Below are 13,985 nucleotides of genomic sequence, written 5' to 3' on the forward strand. Positions count from 1 at the left end.
CCATGGGTGGATAACGGACGGCGTGGGTGGGGGCAGGCACTCGGGCGCGTCCCCGCTCGGGTCACTCGCGGTCGTCGCGGGTCCAGATGGCGTCGTGTTCGCGCTTTACCGGGAACTTGGGCGCGGCGGTGTAGGCCGGGGCACACAGGGCGCGGCCATCACGCACATCGAAGCGCGCGCCGTGCAGCACGCACTCGATGCTGCCTTCGGCGGTGTTGAACTCGCCCGAGGACAGCTCGAATTCCTCGTGCGTGCACTGGTCTTCCAGCGCATACAGCTCGCCATCGAGGTTGAACACCACGATGGGCGTGCCGGTCACTTCATCGAACACGCTCTTCATTTCACCCGGCAGCAGCTCGGCGCCGGCGCAGACGAAGGTCCAGGCCTCGCTCATGCCGATGCCCCGGCCAGCGGCTTTTCCAGGATTTCAAAGCGCAGGTCGTCGCGCTTGGGGATGCCGAAGCGCTCGTCGCCATAAGGGAACGGCTTCTTGATGCCGGTGCGCTGGTAGCCGCGGCGCTCGTAGAAGGCGATCAGTTCGTCGCGCACGTCGATCACCGTCATCTGCATGACCGGCACGTTCCACTCGCGCGCGGCATGGGCTTCGGCCGCGTCCATCAGCTGCTTGCCGACGCCACCGCCCTGCTGGGCCGGGTCGACCGAGAACATGCCGAAGTAGCCCTTGCCGTCGACATCGGCAACGTGGGCGCAGGCGACGAGGCGGCCCTCGCGCTCAGCCAGCAGGATGGTCGAGCGCGGGCGGTCCAGGTCGCCCTGGATGCCCTCGGCATCGATGCGGGCGCCGTCCAGCAGGTCGGCCTCGGTGGTCCAGCCGGCACGGCTGGCGTCGCCGCGGTAGGCCGAGGTGACCAGGGTGATCAGGGCGGGGATGTCGGCCGGCGTGGCGGCACGGAAAGTCAGGGTGCTCATGCCGCCATTCTAGGTGGGGCAGGGGCGCCCGCAAAATGGTGCGGGGTCAGATCCCTTTCGCAGCGCGAAAGGGCTCTGATCCTTGGGTACCGGCTATGCTCCCCGTTCATCGCGTTCCCGCAGGAGGCAGGAATGAACAGGCAAAGCGGAGGCGGTGTGGCTGCGAAGGTCGTGACGCTCGGTCTGGTCGTGGCGTTCTCCACCCTTCTGGCGCGCATGGATGCCTCCGTTGCGGGCAGGGACGCTGCGTTCAACAGCTTTGCCTGCCCCAGGTTCAACCCGACGCGTGCACTGCCTGTCGCGCTGGAGGAACTGCGCGCGCACCCGGTCCGCTACCAGGGCCGCTTGGTGAAGGTGCGTGGCGCGTATGTCGATGGCTGGGAAATGTCGGCGCTGCATCCGGGGCCGCCGGTAAGTGACCCGTGGGCGGCGGACGGCATCTGGGTGGAGGGCATTGCGCCGATGACGCTGCCGACGGAGCAGGCCGTTGAAATGACCGGGATCGTGTCGGCGGCGCGACCGGATGCGGTGAGCGGCAAGGGGCATCTAGGCAAGTGGCCGGCCGAGTTGTGCGTGGCGTCGGTGCGACGGTTGCAGGCGTGACCGGGCGTGGGGCGCTGTGCTGGCCAGGCCCTCTGCAAACGATGTGAGACGATGACGCCATCACAGCGCCTGGCGGCATGGCCAGGCCGGAGGACATGCGGGACACCATGATCGCAATGAACTGGATTCGCCAGGATGAGCAGGGGTGGCATTTCGATGCCTACTTCGACTATCTGGCAGGGGCAGCGGCGGACTTGCCCGACACACTTCGCGAGTTCGCGCTCGATTTCGGCAACTACGCGCTGCGCGGCCGCGATTCCCTGCACGACGCGCGCATGAGCGCGTTCCGGGTTGAAAAGTCGGCTGTTGACGGTGCCGAAGGGGCGACGGTCAGCATCGAGGTGGTCCTGCTTGATCAGCAGTTCGAAGGCGAAATGCTGATGACGTACTCGGGCGTGATGGGCTATCTCCTGCAGGAAACGCTGTGCAGTGACGACCCCGGCGTCGATGTGCTGGTGCATGAGGTATCGGTGGTCGAACCGGGGCGCTACCGGCACACCGTGCTGTTCGACAACGGTGGCGGCTATGCAGTGGAATTCTCCGGGTTCACCCGGGCGCGCCGTGAGCGCGGGCCATCGCGCGTGTAACGCAGCGGAACCAACGAAAAACGCCACGGTCTCCCGTGGCGTTCTGCTTCCGTCAAGTTGCCAGAGCCTCAGCCCAGCAGCTTGCGTACCTTGGTCAGCGCAGCCATGAAGCGCTCGATCTCGGCATGCGTGTTGTAGAACGCCAGCGAGGCACGGCAGGTGGCGGCAACGCCGTAATACTGCAGCAGCGGGTGTGCGCAGTGCTGGCCTGAACGCACGGCCACGCCTTCCAGGTCCAGCAGGGTAGCCAGGTCGTGCGCGTGCGCGCCGTCGATCAGGAAGGACACCACGGCGGCCTTTTCCGGTGCTTCGCCGAGGATGCGCAGGCCATCGACCTTGCGCAGCTCTTCGGTGAAGTGCGCCAGCAGCTCGGCCTCACGCGCTTCCACGTGCTCCAGGCCCAGGCCCTGCAGGTAATCCACGGCCACGCCCAAGCCGATGAAGCCGGCGATGTTCGGGGTGCCGGCTTCGAACTTGTGCGGGGCATCGTTGAACACGGTGCCGTCGAAGCTGACTTCCTTGATCATCTCGCCACCGCCGAGGAACGGCGGCATCGCGTCGAGATGCTCGCGGCGGGCCCACAGCACGCCGGTGCCGGTCGGGCCGCACATCTTGTGGCCGGTGAGGGCGTAGAAGTCGCAGCCGATCGCAGCCACGTCGACCTTGCGGTGCGGCACGGCCTGCGAACCATCGACCACGGTGATGATGCCGCGCTTGCGCGCTTCACGGCAGATCTCGCGCACTGGGTTGACCGTGCCCAGCACGTTGGAGACGTGGGCCACGGCCAGCAGCTTGACCTCAGGAGTCATCGCGCGGCGCAGTGCATCCAGGTCCAGCGCGCCATCGGGGGTGATCTCGGCCACGCGGATGGTTGCACCGGTGCGCTGGGCGACCAGCTGCCACGGCACGATGTTGGCATGGTGTTCCATGCGCGAGACCAGGATGACATCACCGGCTTTCAGCCGCGGCAGCGCCCACGAGTACGCCACCAGGTTGATGGCGAAGGTGGTGCCGCTGCACAGTACCAGTTCGCTGCTGCGCACGTTGAGGAAGCGGGCCAGCTTGTTGCGCGCGCCCTCGTAGGCGTCGGTGGCCTCGGTGCCCAGCGCGTGCACGGCACGGCTGACGTTGGCGTTGTAGCGGCGGTAGAACTCGTCCACCGCGCCGATCACCTGCACCGGCTTCTGGCCGGTGTTGGCGTTGTCGAAATACACCAGCGGCTTGCCGTGCACTTCGCGCATCAGCAGCGGGAAGTCGAGGCGGACGCGGTCCCAGTCGGGCGTGCCGGCGGGGGATTCGATCGGGCGCGGCGTGGACAGGTTCATGCCACGCCTGCCTCGGCCAGGGCCTTGTCCAAGCGACGCGCCAGCTGTTCGCGCAGCACTTCGGGCAGCACCTTCAGCGGTTCGTGGCAGAACGCGGCGCTCAGCAGCGCCTGTGCCTGCGGCTGCGGCAGGCCGCGCGAGCGCAGGTAGAACAGCGCATTGGCATCGAGCTGGCCGACGGTGGCACCGTGGGCGGCCTTCACTTCGTCGGCGTCGATCACCAGCACCGGCTGGGTGTCGATCTCGGCGTCGGCCGACAGCAGCAGGTTCTTGTTGGACAGGTTCGCGTCGGTGCCATCGGCGCCCTCGCGGATCTGGATGCCGCCATGGAACACCACGCGGCTGCGGTTGGCCGCGACGCCGCGCCACAGCAGCTCGCTGCTGGTATCGCGGGCGATGTGGTCGATGCCCAGGCGGGTATCGACATGGCGGCGGCCATTGCCGAGCAGCACGCCATTGGCGGTCAGCTGGGCGTTGTCGCCTTCCAGGCGGACGTTCAGTTCGTGGCGGCTGAGCGCGGCGCCCAGCTCCAGGTCCACGCGGTGGTACTGGGCATCACGCGCCAGCACCGCATCGGTGCGCAGGAAGCTGGTCTGGCGCGCGCTGCCGGCCTGCACGCGGGCGTGCTTGAGCACGGCGTCGCGGGCCACGTGGGCATGCAGCACGGTGTTGTCCAGGTGCGCCGAATCGCCCACGCTGAAGCGGTGCTCGACCACGCCAAGGCTGGCGCCGGCACGCAGTTCGATCAGGTGGCGGTGGTGCCAGGCCAGGTCGGTATCGCCAGCCACGCTGGCGAACACCAGCTGCAGCGGCACCTCGACCTGCACGCCTTCGTCCACGCGCAGCACCACGCCTTCATCGGCCAGCGCGGCATTCAGGCGGGCGAACACCTCGTCGCTGCGCTCGTAGCGGCGGCCGAGGAAACGCGCGGCATCCTCACCGGCGGCCAGCGCCGAGGACAGCGGTTCCAGCTGCACGCCGGCCGGCAGGCCGTGGGTGTCGCTGAGCGCGTCGCTGAGGCGGCCGTTGACGAACACCAGGCGCGGTGCCGGGATGTCTTCCAGCACGGCCACGTCCAGCGCCGGCGGCGACAGCGGCGCAGCGGCGAAAGCACGGCGCTCCAGCTGGCGCAGCGAGGTGTACTTCCAGGCTTCGCTGCGGGCAGCCGGCAGGCCATCGCGCAGCACCGTGTCGAGCACTTCGCGGCGCGCATCGCTGCCGCAGAAGGCCTGGGCCATCGAGTCGAGCAGGGCGCTCATCAGACCGCCGCCTCGCGCACCACGCGATCCTTGAGGAAATCGTAGCCGTGCGCTTCCAGTTCCAGGGCCAGTTCCGGGCCACCGGTCTTGACGATGCGGCCATCGGCCAGCACGTGCACCACGTCCGGCTTGATGTAGTCCAGCAGGCGCTGGTAGTGGGTGATGACCAGGAACGAACGGTCGGCTGCGCGCAGCGCGTTGACGCCGTCGGCCACGCTCTTCAGCGCGTCGATGTCCAGGCCCGAATCGGTTTCGTCGAGGATCGCCAGCTTCGGCTCGAGCACGGCCAGCTGGAAGATCTCGTTGCGCTTCTTCTCGCCACCGGAGAAGCCTTCGTTGACGCCACGGTGCAGCAGTTCATCCTTCAGGTGCAGCACGGCCAGCTTCTGCCGCACCAGCTTGAGGAACTGCATGGAATCGAGTTCTTCCTCGCCACGTGCCTTGCGCTGGGCATTCAGTGCCGCGCGCAGGAAGTAGGTGTTGTTCACACCCGGGATTTCCACCGGGTACTGGAAGGCGAGGAACAGGCCGGCGGCGGCGCGCGCTTCCGGATCCTGGTCGAGCAGGTCGCTGCCTTCGAACTGCACGCTGCCTTCGGTCACTTCATAGCCGTCACGGCCGGCCAGGACATTGCCCAGGGTGGACTTGCCGGCGCCGTTGGGGCCCATGATGGCGTGCACCTGGCCAGGCTTCACTTCCAGGGACAGGCCCTTGAGGATTTCCTTGTCGCCGATGCGGGCGTGGAGGTTGTCGATCTTCAGCATGATACGAATCCAGTAGAGCCACGCCATGCGTGGCTGAATAATCAGAACGAGGGCAGCAGGCGGGTCAGCCGACCGAACCTTCCAGCGAGACTTCCAGCAGCTTCTTGGCTTCCACTGCGAATTCCATCGGCAGTTCGCGGAACACCTGCTTGCAGAAGCCGTCGACGATCATCGACACCGCGTCTTCCTGGCTGATGCCACGGGCGCGGCAGTAGAACAGCTGGTCGTCGGAGATCTTGGAGGTGGTGGCCTCGTGCTCGACGGTCGCGCCCGGGTTCTTCACCTCGATGTAGGGGAAGGTGTGGGCACCGCACTGCTTGCCGATCAGTAGCGAATCGCACTGGGTGTAGTTGCGCGCGCCATCGGCGTTGCGGTCGACCTTGACCAGGCCGCGGTAGGTGTTCTGGCCGCGGCCGGCGCTGATGCCCTTGCTGACGATCTTGCTCTTGGTGCGCTTGCCGACGTGGATCATCTTGGTGCCGGTGTCGGCCTGCTGGCGGTGGTGGGTCAGCGCGACCGAGTGGAACTCGCCCACCGAATCGTCGCCCAGCAGCACGCAGGAGGGGTACTTCCAGGTGATGGCCGAACCGGTCTCGACCTGGGTCCAGGTGACCTTGCTGCGCGCACCACGGCATTCGGCACGCTTGGTGACGAAGTTGTAGATGCCGCCGACGCCGTTCTCGTCGCCCGGGTACCAGTTCTGCACGGTGGAGTACTTGATCTCGGCATCTTCCAGCGCGACCAGCTCGACCACCGCGGCGTGCAGCTGGTTCTCATCGCGCATCGGCGCGGTGCAGCCTTCCAGGTAGGACACGTAGGCCTTGTCCTCGCACACGATGAGGGTGCGCTCGAACTGGCCGGTGTGGCCGGCGTTGATGCGGAAGTAGGTGCTCAGTTCCATCGGGCAGCGCACGCCCTTGGGAATGAACACGAAGCTGCCATCGGAGAACACCGCGGAGTTGAGCGCGGCGAAGTAGTTGTCGCCCACCGGCACCACGGTGCCCAGGTACTGGCGCACCAGCTCCGGGTGTTCCTTGATGGCCTCGGACATCGAGCAGAAGATGATGCCTTTCTCGGCCAGTTCCTTGCGGAAGGTGGTACCGACGGACACCGAGTCGAACACCGCGTCCACCGCCACGCCGGCCAGCTTGGCGCGCTCGTGCAGCGGCACGCCCAGCTTGTCGTAGGTATCGAGCAGTTCCTTGGGCACGTCATCCAGCGAGGCGTACTTCGGGCCCTTCGGCGCGGAGTAGTAGCTGAGCGCCTGCAGGTCGATCGGGGCGATCTGCAGCTTGGCCCAGTTCGGCATCGGCATGGTCAGGAAGTGGCGGTAGGCGTCCAGGCGCCACTGCGTCATCCACTCCGGCTCTTCCTTCTTGGCCGACAGGGCGCGGATGGTGTCCTCGTCCAGGCCCGGCGGCAGGGAGTCCGATTCGATCTCCGTGATGAAGCCGGCCGAATACTTGCGGCCGAGCTGCTCATGGATCTCGCGGTTGGGGGTGTCGTCGTGGGCGACGGTTTCGATGGTTTCGGTGGCCATGGGGGGCTGCCTACGGATCAGGAGACGACGTCGACAGCGATGGTGCGGCGCTGTTCGTCATCGACAAGGGGAAGGGGGGGCAGGATCTGGGCGAGGGTGACATCGCGCAGGGCCTCGGAGACCACATCGTTGATCAGCCGCCAGCTGCTGCGCGCGCCGCACTTGGGCGCCATGCCGCACTGGTGGTGGTCGTGGCTGCATTCGGTCAGGGCCAGCGGCCCTTCCATCGCTTCGACCACCTCGAACAGCGAGATCTCGATGGGCGGGCGGGTCAGCCGGTAGCCGCCGCGCACGCCGCGCAGGCCCTCGACCAGGCCGGCCTGGGCCAGCGGCTTGAGCACCTTGCTGACGGTGGGCGGTTCCAGACCGGTGAATTCGGCCAGCTCGGTCGCGCTCAGCACTTCACCCGGGCGGGCGGCAAGCACGGTCAGCACGACGGTGGCGTAATCGGTAAGTTTGGTGACGCGCAACATGGGGGATGCGAGTGGTTCTTAAAGCGGACTGAAATTGTACGCTTTTCTTCGCCAGCATCCAACCCGGGCATTCAGCCAGCGCTGGGGGCGGTCCTGGGCCGGCCGGGAACAACACACCGGGCGCCACCGGGGCGTAATGCTGCGGCATGCAGGTTGTTTTCGCAATCACCCGGAATGGGTGAGAATCGGGGTTCCTTTCGCTGCAGACCTCCCTTGCCGATGCCCAAGAAGATCCAAGCCCGCAAGTCCGCCATCCATGGCAACGGCGTGTTCGCCGTGGCCCCGATCAAGCAGGGCGAGCGCGTGATCCAGTACAAGGGCCTGCTGCGCAGCCACGGTGATGTCGATGCCGATGACAGCGGCGACGTCGAAAGCGGCCATACCTTCCTGTTCACCCTCAACGACGACTGGGTGATCGACGCCAACTACAAGGGCAACGACGCACGCTGGATCAACCACAGCTGCGACCCGAACTGCGAAGCGGTGATCGAGGAAGACGAGGACGGCGACAGCCGCGGCGACAAGGTCTTCATCGAGGCCCTGCGCGATATCAAGGCCGGCGAGGAGCTGACCTACAACTACGGCATCACCCTGGCCGAGCGCCACACGGCAAAGCTGAAGAAGATCTGGGAGTGCCGCTGCGGCTCGCCCAAGTGCACCGGCACGATGCTGCAGCCCAAGCGCTGACCGGTATGGGGTAGTGCCGGCCGCTGGCCGGCATGGGCCTGACCGGGATGCCGGCCAGCGGCCGGCACTACCGGCCTCGTCTGCACCTGCCGTGCACGGCAGGGTCACCGCGGTCCAATGGCCATTGGCCGACCCTGTGTGCTCCCTTTCCCGGAGCACACACCATGGCAAAGCGTATCGCCGGCAAGCAGGTCGCCATCCTCGCCACCCACGGCTTCGAGCAGTCCGAACTGATCGAACCCAAGCGCCTGCTGGAAGCGGAGGGCGCCATCGTCACCGTGGTGTCGCCGGCAAAAGAGGCCAGCATCAAGGGTTGGAAGGACAAGGACTGGGGCGGCGTGGTGGCGGTGGATCTGCCGCTGTCCGACGCCGATGCCGGCCGCTTCGATGCGCTGGTCCTGCCCGGCGGGGTCATCAACCCGGACACCCTGCGCACCGATGACGCCGCGCTGGGCTTCATCCGCAGCGTGGCGGGGGCGGGCAAGCCAGTAGCAGCCATCTGCCATGGCCCGTGGCTGCTGATCAACAGCGGGCTGGCCAAGGGTCGGGAGGTGACCTCGTGGCCCTCGCTGCAGCAGGACCTGGCCAATGCCGGTGCGCGCTGGCGCGACGCCGAGGTGGTCGTGGACGGCAACCTCATCACCAGCCGCAAGCCGGACGACATCCCGGCCTTCAGCGAGGCCGTGGTGAAGGCACTGGCTGCATGATGCGTTGCTGGTAGTGCCGGCCTCTGGCCGGCAGATGCGGTAACCGGGCTGCCGGCCAGCGGCCGGCACTACCCTTACTTGCCGAGAAGGCCAGCCGGCACCAGGTTGCCCAGGTTCTGGTTGAAGGTGACCACCAGCTTGCCGTTCTTCACCTGCGCCGACTGCACCTGCAGCGCGCCCAGCAGGCCGGCCACGGCCGGATCCAGCTTGTAGATCGGTTCGCGGCGGGCGTAGTCGCTCAGCGCGGCATTCAGCAGCGCACGGGTACGCGAATCAAGGCGGCCACCCTGGCTGGCCGGGCTGAAGTCATCCACGGTCGGGTCCTGCAGGTGGAAGCCCTGGGTCTGCGCGTCATAGCGCAGGCCGCTGCTGAGCTTCACTTTGCCCAGGTTGGTCGGGCTGCCACCGGCGGTGGCCAGTGCCAGGTCCATGCCCAGGTCGAGGCGCTCGCCCGCCGGCAGGCTCAGCTGCGGGTGGCTCATGGTCAGCGCGATCAGGCCGCCCAGCGCATCCTGGGTGCGCGGGAAGCTGCCATCCAGATACTGCTGCACGTCGCTGGCACCAACCGCCAGTTCGCGGCCGGAAATCGAGGGGGCCGCCTGCGCGCCGATCGCCACGGCGATCAGCACGGTGGACGCGGCAAGGCGGGTCATCAGGGAACGCAGGCGCATGGCGGTGGCCGGGGGGATGAATGAGGGCTACAGAGTAGCTTTGCACGCTGAATCGTGCGTGCATGCCGCTGCAACGGTTCAGTCCAGCGTTGGCTGCAGATGCGCTGACTGGATCTGCCAGCCCTGGCCATCGGTGCGCGGCTGCACGCGGTACCAGCCGTGGTAGCGGAACAGGCCCTCGCCGGTCGTGGCGCGGATGCGTACCGGCACTTCCAGCAGGCGTGGCGGCTGCTGTTCGTCCCGTGGCACGGGCGGGTCGCTGTCCAGGCGCAGGTTGCGCACGTCCGGCAGCAGGCGCAGCGCAGCATCATCGGCACGGCGTGCATCGGGCGGGGCGATGGCCCACGCCGCTTCGATACCGGCCTTGTTGTGGTTGAGCAGGTCCAGCACGTAGCGGTTGAGCAGTCGCGCCGGCGTTTCGCCATCGGGCGCGACGGCCGCATACAGCGGATCGATGCCGAGCGCCGCCACGGCGGGTGCTTCGCCTGTCGAAGCGGGGCGGCCCGGGCCTGCCGTCGCCGCATCGGCGGAAGGGGCTTCGGCGGCGGCATCAGGCGGGGTCGGGCTGGAACAGCCCAGCATGGACAACGACGCGATCAACAACAGGGCACTGCGCATGTCTGCCTCCTCCCCGAGGCGACCTGGAGAACGGCAGTGTATCGGCAGCGCCGGGCTCAGCGCGATGCGGGCAGCTGTTCCAACGCGTCCAGGGCCGGCAGCACCTGTGCGGCGATCGCCGCCAGCGCATGGCCGTCGGTGTCGGCGTGGCGCTGCACGATGTCGCGCAGCAGCTGGGTCGCGACCACCAGGGTGGCGCGCTCGTCACCGCTCAGCCCGGCCGTGCGCGGCGCGGTTTCCAGCAGGCGCATCAGGTCGCGGCGGGCGCGGTGTTCCAGTTCGATGGTGCAGCGCCCGGTGCACTGGTGCCCGTCCTTTTCGATCGGGGTCACCGAGATCCGGTAGCGGGTGGAGGGGCTGGCCATGAGGGTGTGCTCGCCTGGGTGTGGAGGGATGTGCCCACCATAGGCAAGGCGGCGACCGGCGGCGACGGCCGGGGCTGCACGCAGTGTTCCACCCGGTCCGTTCCCGACAGTGAAAAACGAGGTCCCGGCCAATGCTGGTGCGGCTGTCAGCGGGAACGCTGCGGGACGGAAACGCTGTGTTGCGGTTTGCATGGGGGCGGGCGCCGCCCCAAACAAAAACGGGACGGCCTGCGCCGTCCCGTCGGAAGATGCCGTTGGGCGCGCGCTTAGAGCGCGGCGTCCTTCAGCTTCTTCAGCGGGCGCACCTTCAGCTTGGTGGTGGCCGGCTTGGCAGCGAACCACTGCTCTTCCTTGGTGAACGGGTTGATGCCCTTGCGCTTCGGCTTGGCCGGCACGCTGACGGTCGAGATCTTCAGCAGGCCCGGCAGGGTGAAGGAGCCAGCGCCCTTCTTGTGCACCGAGGAAGCAACGGCGGTTTCAAGCGAGGCCAGCACCGCGCGCACGTCCTTGGCAACAACGCCGGACGCTTCCACGATGTGTGCAACCAGGCCCGACTTGGTCAGCACTTCCTTGATCGGCTTCGGAGCGGCCGGCTTGGCGGCAGCCTTCGTCGCGACTTTCTTCACTGCCTTTTTCGGGGCAGCCTTCTTAGCGGTCTTTGCCATGGTTTCCTGTTCCGTGAACGGTTGGTTGTGTGGTCGGCGCCGAACCCCGTCGGCAAGCGCAATGTAGGGCAACTCTCGAGCGCCGCCAATAGCCCGGAGCGCTGAAAGTGCATGTTTTTTCATATCCAGGCCGATTCAGTACATGTCCGGAAGCGGGCAAACAGGCGGTGCGCTGCAGTGCGCAATAGGGGGTGCCGCTGCTGCGGAACGCGCGAAACCGCTGAAAACAAGGGAAAAATTCATTTCGCGCTGGCGAGGAAGTGTCCACCGGGCTGGCCTGGGACTGCGGCGTGCCCTGCGGCGGGGCGACGCAGGGCTAACGCGAGCCGTGCGAGGGTAGCCGTTCATCACCGCCACGCAGGAGCAGCACATGGGAATCTCGCGACACGCCACCGCGCACTGGGAAGGGGACCTCAAGTCGGGCAAGGGCCAGTTGAGCACGCCGCAGAGCGGGCTGCTGGACAAGACCCGCTACGGCTTCAACAGCCGCTTCGGCGATGAGAAAGGCACCAATCCGGAGGAGCTGATCGCCGCCGCGCACGCCGGCTGCTTCACCATGGCGCTGTCGGCCAAGCTGGGTGATGCCGGGTTTACACCGACCTCGCTGGATACCGAAGCCAAGGTCGACCTGTCGATGGAAGGTGGCCCGCAGCTGTCGCAGATCCGGCTGAAGGTGAAGGCGGTGGTGCCGGGCATCGATGCCGCGCAGTTCCGCGCGATCGCCGACGACGCCAAGCAGAACTGCCCGGTGTCCAAGGCGCTCAGCGCGGTGCCGATCAGCCTGGAAGCCGAGCTGGGCTGAGAAATCGCGGGCCGGGATAGTCACGGTAGTGCCGGCCGCTGGCCGGCAACCGCATGATGTCGAGGTCCAGGTAACAGCCGGCCAGCGGCCGGCTCTACCATCCCCAGCGCAATCACCAATCAATCGTTCCGGCAATCACCGTCTGCACCTGGCCGCCGGACCAGACCTCGCCGGCCTCGTCCACGCGCAGCGTCAGCCGCGCATCGTGGCCAACCTCGCGGCCCTGGCTGACTTCATACGCTTCGCGGCCGCGCGGCAGCACGCCGCGCAGGTCCAGCCAGGCCGCCAGCACGGCATTGGCCGCACCGGAGGCGGCATCCTCGAAGCGCCGCCCGTTGCCGACAAACGCGCGCACGGCCAGGTCGAAACCTTCGCTGCCATCGCTGAAGGCGTAGGCGAACACGCCCATGCTGTCGGTGGATTCGGCCAGCGTGGCGATGGCGTCCCAGTCCGGCTGCAGCGCACGCAGCGCGGCCTCGCTGGCCACCTGCACCACCCACCAGCTGCGGCCGCCCTGCATGCGTGCCGGCGGCAGTTCGCCCAGCGGCCAGCCCTTCAGCGCTGGCTGCAGGCGCGGATCCCCGGCCTGTGCGGTTTCGGCCAGCTGCGCGCGCGGGGTACGGATGGCGATGCGCTGCTGCGCGCCTTCACCGCTGACCTGCAGGGGCAGCATCCCGGCGATGCCGTCCTGCACCAGAACGCCCTCGACCGGCGCAGCCAGGCCGGCCTGCAGCACCGCATGGGCGGTGCCGACGCTGGGGTGGCCGGCGAACGGAACCTCCTTCTGAGGGCTGAACATGCGCAGCCGGTAGCTGCTGCCGGCGGCCTGCGGGGCGAACACGAAGGTGGTTTCCGGCAGCCGGGTCCAGCGAGCGATGGCCTGCATGGCCGCGTCGTCCAGGCCCTCGGCATCCAGCACCACGGCCAGCGGATTACCGGCGCCGGCGCGCGGCGAGAACACATCGAGCTGCAGGAAACGGCGGGTGGTCATAGGGGGTAGAACTCCAGGAAATGCGGAAATGGTAGCGCGGGGCCATGCCCCGCGAGCGCGCAGCGCGGCGGGGTGACGCCGCCGGGCGTGGCCCGGCGCTACCAGTGGATGCTGCCGTCGATCACCGGCTGTACCTGGCCGCCGATCCACACCGTGCCTTCGGCATCGACGCGGACATGGACGCGGCCGTCGCGGCCGACTTCGCGGCCCTGGCTGGCCACGTACGCGCCACCGCCGCCGGACAGGGCACCTCGCGCACGCAGCCAGGCGCCGATCAGCGCGTTGGCGCTGCCGGTCACCGGGTCCTCGGGCACGTTCACCGCATCACCGGGGCAGAACGCGCGCACCACGCGGCTGTGCCCAGCGCCGGCTTCATCGGCGAACACCGCCACCCCGGTCGCGCCGGTGGCATTGGTCCAGTCGCGCAGGGCGGCCATGTCCGGGGCCAGGCTGCGCACGGCGGCGGCATCGCGCAGCGGCAGCAGCCACCAGCGCGGGCCGTTGTCCCACAGTTCGGGCGCGTGGCCGCTGGCGGCCAGGGCCTGCAGCGGTTCCGGCACCTGCCCGGGCGCGGTCGGCAGGTGGCGTGCCGGCGGGCTGGCCAGTTCGATGCTGGGCGCGTCCGCCGGGCCACTCACCCGCACCGGCAGCAGGCCGGCAGCGCACTGCTGGACCAGGGCGCCGCCGTCGCGCGGCGTGGCCAGGCCGCAGGTCACCGCCGCCCAGGCCGCGCCGACGCTGGGGTGGCCGGCAAACGGCAGCTCGCTGCCGGGGGTGAAGATGCGGATGTGGTAGTCGGCGCCGGGGGCGCTGGGGCGCAGGAAGAACACCGTCTCGGACAGGTTCAGCCAGGCCGCCAGCGCCTGCATGCGCCCGGCGGACAGCCCGTCGGCGTCCAGCACCACGCCCAGCGGGTTGCCGCTGCCGGGCTGGTGGGCGAAGACATCAAGCTGCAGGTAGCGGAAGGCGGCCATCGGCGGGTCCATTGGGCTTAGAAT

General features: G+C 68.0%; 18 protein-coding genes. 5 read left to right on the forward strand and 13 right to left on the reverse strand.

What is annotated here, in order from left to right; all coding sequences use genetic code 11:
* Positions 1-61: 61 nt before the first annotated feature.
* Both C1927_RS05520 and C1927_RS05525 read right to left on the reverse strand, forming a co-directional pair.
* Positions 62-394 (reverse strand): non-heme iron oxygenase ferredoxin subunit, encoded by a 333-nt coding sequence (locus tag C1927_RS05520; protein ID WP_079220947.1) that lies wholly within the window; start codon positions 392-394, stop codon positions 62-64.
* A complete protein-coding gene (locus tag C1927_RS05525; protein ID WP_079220948.1) occupies positions 391-930 on the reverse strand; it encodes a GNAT family N-acetyltransferase in 540 nt (179 codons plus the stop codon). The genes C1927_RS05520 and C1927_RS05525 overlap by 4 nt, the downstream gene beginning before the upstream one ends.
* Positions 931-1,062: 132 nt before the next feature.
* On the opposite strand from C1927_RS05525, the gene C1927_RS05530 reads away from it, so the two are divergent.
* Both C1927_RS05530 and C1927_RS05535 read left to right on the forward strand, forming a co-directional pair.
* Positions 1,063-1,533 (forward strand): hypothetical protein, encoded by a 471-nt coding sequence (locus C1927_RS05530; protein WP_108746116.1) that lies wholly within the window; start codon positions 1,063-1,065, stop codon positions 1,531-1,533.
* Positions 1,534-1,640: 107 nt separating this feature from the next.
* Positions 1,641-2,120, forward strand: coding sequence for a hypothetical protein (locus C1927_RS05535; protein ID WP_159095298.1), 480 nt, complete (start codon positions 1,641-1,643; stop codon positions 2,118-2,120).
* 68 nt (positions 2,121-2,188) lie between these two features.
* Here C1927_RS05535 and C1927_RS05540 read toward each other — a convergent pair whose 3' ends face one another.
* The 5 genes from C1927_RS05540 to C1927_RS05560 all read right to left on the reverse strand — a co-directional run bounded on the left by C1927_RS05540 (position 2,189) and on the right by C1927_RS05560 (position 7,481).
* On the reverse strand, positions 2,189-3,445 hold the full coding sequence (locus C1927_RS05540; RefSeq protein WP_079220952.1) for a cysteine desulfurase: 1,257 nt from the start codon (positions 3,443-3,445) through the stop codon (positions 2,189-2,191).
* Positions 3,442-4,704 (reverse strand): Fe-S cluster assembly protein SufD, encoded by a 1,263-nt coding sequence (gene sufD / locus C1927_RS05545; protein ID WP_108746118.1) that lies wholly within the window; start codon positions 4,702-4,704, stop codon positions 3,442-3,444. The genes C1927_RS05540 and sufD overlap by 4 nt, the downstream gene beginning before the upstream one ends.
* Entirely contained in the window at positions 4,704-5,468 is a 765-nt protein-coding gene (sufC, locus tag C1927_RS05550) for a Fe-S cluster assembly ATPase SufC (protein ID WP_108746119.1), read from the reverse strand. Before sufC ends, sufD begins: the two co-directional genes overlap by 1 nt.
* Before the next feature lie 64 nt (positions 5,469-5,532).
* Positions 5,533-7,008 carry a Fe-S cluster assembly protein SufB gene (gene sufB / locus C1927_RS05555; protein WP_079220956.1) on the reverse strand — a complete coding sequence of 492 codons (1,476 nt, stop codon included), beginning with the start codon at positions 7,006-7,008 and terminating at the stop codon, positions 5,533-5,535.
* A 17-nt stretch (positions 7,009-7,025) separates the two neighbouring features.
* Positions 7,026-7,481, reverse strand: a complete 456-nt coding sequence (locus C1927_RS05560; RefSeq protein WP_108746120.1) for an SUF system Fe-S cluster assembly regulator — start codon at positions 7,479-7,481, stop codon at positions 7,026-7,028.
* Positions 7,482-7,700: 219 nt separating this feature from the next.
* Between C1927_RS05560 and C1927_RS05565 the strand changes: the two genes are divergently transcribed.
* On the forward strand, positions 7,701-8,168 hold the full coding sequence (locus C1927_RS05565; RefSeq protein WP_012479369.1) for an SET domain-containing protein-lysine N-methyltransferase: 468 nt from the start codon (positions 7,701-7,703) through the stop codon (positions 8,166-8,168).
* Positions 8,169-8,332: 164 nt separating this feature from the next.
* Entirely contained in the window at positions 8,333-8,875 is a 543-nt protein-coding gene (locus tag C1927_RS05570; RefSeq protein WP_108746121.1) for a type 1 glutamine amidotransferase domain-containing protein, read from the forward strand.
* A gap of 74 nt (positions 8,876-8,949) precedes the next feature.
* Here the strand turns inward: C1927_RS05570 and C1927_RS05575 are convergent, their stop codons facing one another.
* The 4 genes from C1927_RS05575 to C1927_RS05590 form a co-directional block, all read right to left on the reverse strand.
* On the reverse strand, positions 8,950-9,546 hold the full coding sequence (locus C1927_RS05575) for a DUF1439 domain-containing protein (RefSeq protein WP_108746122.1): 597 nt from the start codon (positions 9,544-9,546) through the stop codon (positions 8,950-8,952).
* Positions 9,547-9,624: 78 nt separating this feature from the next.
* Positions 9,625-10,164 carry a hypothetical protein gene (locus C1927_RS05580; protein ID WP_108746123.1) on the reverse strand — a complete coding sequence of 180 codons (540 nt, stop codon included), beginning with the start codon at positions 10,162-10,164 and terminating at the stop codon, positions 9,625-9,627.
* Positions 10,165-10,220: 56 nt separating this feature from the next.
* Positions 10,221-10,529, reverse strand: a complete 309-nt coding sequence (locus tag C1927_RS05585; protein ID WP_108746124.1) for a DUF3861 family protein — start codon at positions 10,527-10,529, stop codon at positions 10,221-10,223.
* Between the two features lie 266 nt (positions 10,530-10,795).
* On the reverse strand, positions 10,796-11,194 hold the full coding sequence (locus C1927_RS05590) for an HU family DNA-binding protein (RefSeq protein WP_079220963.1): 399 nt from the start codon (positions 11,192-11,194) through the stop codon (positions 10,796-10,798).
* 370 nt (positions 11,195-11,564) lie between these two features.
* On the opposite strand from C1927_RS05590, the gene C1927_RS05595 reads away from it, so the two are divergent.
* Entirely contained in the window at positions 11,565-11,996 is a 432-nt protein-coding gene (locus tag C1927_RS05595) for an OsmC family protein (protein ID WP_079220964.1), read from the forward strand.
* Between the two features lie 112 nt (positions 11,997-12,108).
* Here the strand turns inward: C1927_RS05595 and C1927_RS05600 are convergent, their stop codons facing one another.
* Positions 12,109-12,987 (reverse strand): PhzF family phenazine biosynthesis protein, encoded by an 879-nt coding sequence (locus C1927_RS05600; RefSeq protein WP_108746125.1) that lies wholly within the window; start codon positions 12,985-12,987, stop codon positions 12,109-12,111.
* A 98-nt stretch (positions 12,988-13,085) separates the two neighbouring features.
* Positions 13,086-13,961 carry a PhzF family phenazine biosynthesis protein gene (locus C1927_RS05605; protein WP_108746126.1) on the reverse strand — a complete coding sequence of 292 codons (876 nt, stop codon included), beginning with the start codon at positions 13,959-13,961 and terminating at the stop codon, positions 13,086-13,088.
* Positions 13,962-13,985: the final 24 nt, after the last annotated feature.

This window comes from Stenotrophomonas sp. ZAC14D1_NAIMI4_1, assembly GCF_003086775.1.
Classification (GTDB): domain Bacteria; phylum Pseudomonadota; class Gammaproteobacteria; order Xanthomonadales; family Xanthomonadaceae; genus Stenotrophomonas.